This is a genomic window from Planctomycetota bacterium, from assembly GCA_016235865.1.
In the GTDB taxonomy this organism is placed as follows: Bacteria; Planctomycetota; MHYJ01; order JACQXL01; family JACQXL01; genus JACRIK01.
On record JACRIK010000038.1, the window covers coordinates 1 to 2,725 of the forward strand.

Below are 2,725 nucleotides of genomic sequence, written 5' to 3' on the forward strand. Positions count from 1 at the left end.
CCGGCACATGTACGTGGAGTTCATAGACCGCTGTACGATGACTACGTTTCTGGACTGCCACAAAAACGCTGTTGGATATTTCGGCGGCATACCGGGAGAGGGTTTGTCTGACAACCTAAAAAATGTGGTGATCAAACATCTGGTGGGCCGGGTGGAGTTTAATGCCACATTTGCGGATTTTGCCTTGCATTACCGGTTCAAGCTGTCAATGGTCATCGAAAAGTGCACCAATTCTGGTCATTGAAAAATGCACCACTCGGGATGGCCAAACCTTGGGTTGGTTACGGTTAAATTTTGTCGGGATGTCGTAAAAGCATAAACTTTATTTACTGATAAAATGATAGTAGCGGCTGTGGTAATGTGGATAACTCCGTCAGAGTAATCCCGGATTAGACCGAGGAGTAACAGGAGTTATCCAAGTCCTGTGGTAAAGTTGGGGAAAGTAAGCCCGGATTACCAATCCGTCATCCTCGACTTTTCCACAGGACGGCATTTCCACAGCCGGTAGCGCAAGTTCAATTGACTACAAAAGCTTGGTTAAAACAGGCCGCTTTATATGTTGGTTAAAAGCGGCTTTACAATTCTCCCTTCCCGTTATCGTTGTTTTTGTCGGCGTAGCTTTTCAGCCGGTAGCTTTTGCCTTTGATGTTAATGATCCGGCAGTGGTGCAGCAGGCGGTCGAGAATGGCGGTGACTACCACGGGGTCGCCGAACAGTTCCTCCCACTCGCTGAAACTCTTGTTGGAGGTAATGATGGTACTGGTGCGCTTGTAGCGATACGAAACAAATTGGAAGAAGAGGTGCGCTTCTTCCCGGCTGACCGGCATATAGCCCACCTCGTCCACCACTACCAGCCCGCTTTTGTAATAACTGCGGCCTTTGCCCTTGCGGGCAGAGTCGGCGTCTTTCTTTAGCTTGGCGATCAAATCGGCCATGGTGGTAAAGTAGATGCTGACCCCGAAATAACAAGCCTTGATAGCCAGGGCGGTGGCCAGGTGGGTCTTGCCCACCCCCGGCGGGCCCAGGAAAATCACGTTCTCGTGCCGGGCGAGAAAATCCAGGTCAAACAGTCCCATCATCAGCCTTCTGTCCATATTATGATTAAAGGTAAAGTCATATTCATCAATGGTTTTCTCAAAGGGCAGCCCGGCGATCTTGAGAGTGGTCTTGATCCGGCGCTCCTCCTTGGCCGCCACTTCCTCTTCCAGCAGCCGATCCAGGAAGGCCAGATGGGTCAGCTCCCGCACCGAGGTGTCCCCTGAGAGCAGCGGCAGAATTTCCTGTATTTTGGAAAGCTTTAACCGGTTCAGGTTTTCCGTGACTCTATCCATAATCAATTGTTCCACGGCCCACCTCCGATCACGCTTGCGTACTCGGAAACGGGCCGTATTTGCACCAGTTCATGGCGCAGCCCATCCTTTAACAGACCTCTGGTGGCCTTGCCTTTTCCCGGAACAATCCGATACTTGCGCTCCCGCTGCTCCCGGTCATTTTTTAATGCCTCAATCAGCCAGGGATGGCTGACGATATTTCCTTTCCCTTCAGCAATCCGATACGTCGCCAGTTCCGCATCATCGTAAAATACCCGCATAAATCCGTTCTTGATTTTCAGCAGTACCTTTTTGCCCACATACTTATGCGGCACCCGATACCAGTTGCCCATAAAGGCCACCATGCAGTCTTTGTAAACCTTGCGGGTAACCTTCTCCGAGGTATCGTATGGCCGGTTCGGTATCTCTCCCAGATACGGTTTCTCAACCAGAAACCGCTCGCAAACCTGCTGCCGGTGCGTTCCATGGATACGATTGGCCGCCACGGTATTCAGCCAATCCAGCATATCCGAGTTTGCCCGTACCAAGTCAGTAAACTGATAGCCCCGCCAGAAGCGCTCCCGAACGTAATCTATCGGCCTCTCCACCTTGCCCTTGCACCACGGCGAATACGGCGGACAGACCAGGGGCTTGAACCGGTAATGCAAGGCAAAATCCGCAAATGTGGCATTAAACTCCACCCGGCCCACCAGATGTTTGATCACCACATTTTTTAGGTTGTCATACAAACCCTCTCCCGGTATGCCGCCGAAATATCCAAAAGCGTTTTTGTGGCAGTCCAGAAACGTAGTCATCGTACAGCGGTCTATGAACTCCACGTACATGTGCCGGGAGAATCCCAGCACCATTATAAACACATAAATCGTCAATTCCTCAGCGGGTGCTATAGCTACCTTAAAATCCGCCAAATCCACCTGCGCCTGCAAACCGGGATGCGTCTCAAACCGCAGATACGCCACCCGATCCCGCTCGCCCTTCACCTGACCCACATACCGCTTTACCGTCTCGTAGCTGCCCTGATAGCCTTGAAAGCTTACCAGTTCATAAACCCTGGTGGCCTGGTAATTCTGCCCGGAAAGCCAATCCTTTATCATCAGATGATACGGCTCCAACTCAGATCGCCGATTTTCCACCTTGTACTTGGGAATTTCCCCCGCCTCCAAATACTTGTCCACCGTCCGGCGGTTCAAACCCGTGATCCTGGAAATACTGTGCACCGAATGCCCCTGCCGCTGTAACAACCAGATGTCCACGCATTCCTCCTTGTGTATCATCTCCCCTTCCTCCCCCGATTTTCTCAAAAGGGAAAATGATACTCTTTTTACCCAAGGAATGCCTCAAATTGGTGCACTTTTCATGACCATTTTTGGTGCATTTTCTCATGACCAGTGACA

The 2,725-nt window shown here is 51.0% G+C and carries 3 protein-coding genes; 1 reads left to right on the forward strand and 2 read right to left on the reverse strand.

The genetic code is table 11. From position 1 onward, the window contains the following. Window positions 1-37 precede the first annotated feature (37 nt). Window positions 38-244 (forward strand): transposase, encoded by a 207-nt coding sequence (locus HZA49_11395; protein MBI5780041.1) that lies wholly within the window; start codon window positions 38-40, stop codon window positions 242-244. A gap of 331 nt (window positions 245-575) precedes the next feature. Here HZA49_11395 and HZA49_11400 read toward each other — a convergent pair whose 3' ends face one another. Together HZA49_11400 and HZA49_11405 are read right to left on the reverse strand one after the other, a co-directional pair. Next, window positions 576-1,346 (reverse strand): ATP-binding protein, encoded by a 771-nt coding sequence (locus HZA49_11400; protein ID MBI5780042.1) that lies wholly within the window; start codon window positions 1,344-1,346, stop codon window positions 576-578. After that, window positions 1,334-2,584 carry an IS21 family transposase gene (locus tag HZA49_11405; protein ID MBI5780043.1) on the reverse strand — a complete coding sequence of 417 codons (1,251 nt, stop codon included), beginning with the start codon at window positions 2,582-2,584 and terminating at the stop codon, window positions 1,334-1,336. The genes HZA49_11400 and HZA49_11405 overlap by 13 nt, the downstream gene beginning before the upstream one ends. Between the last annotated feature and the right edge of the window lie 141 nt (window positions 2,585-2,725).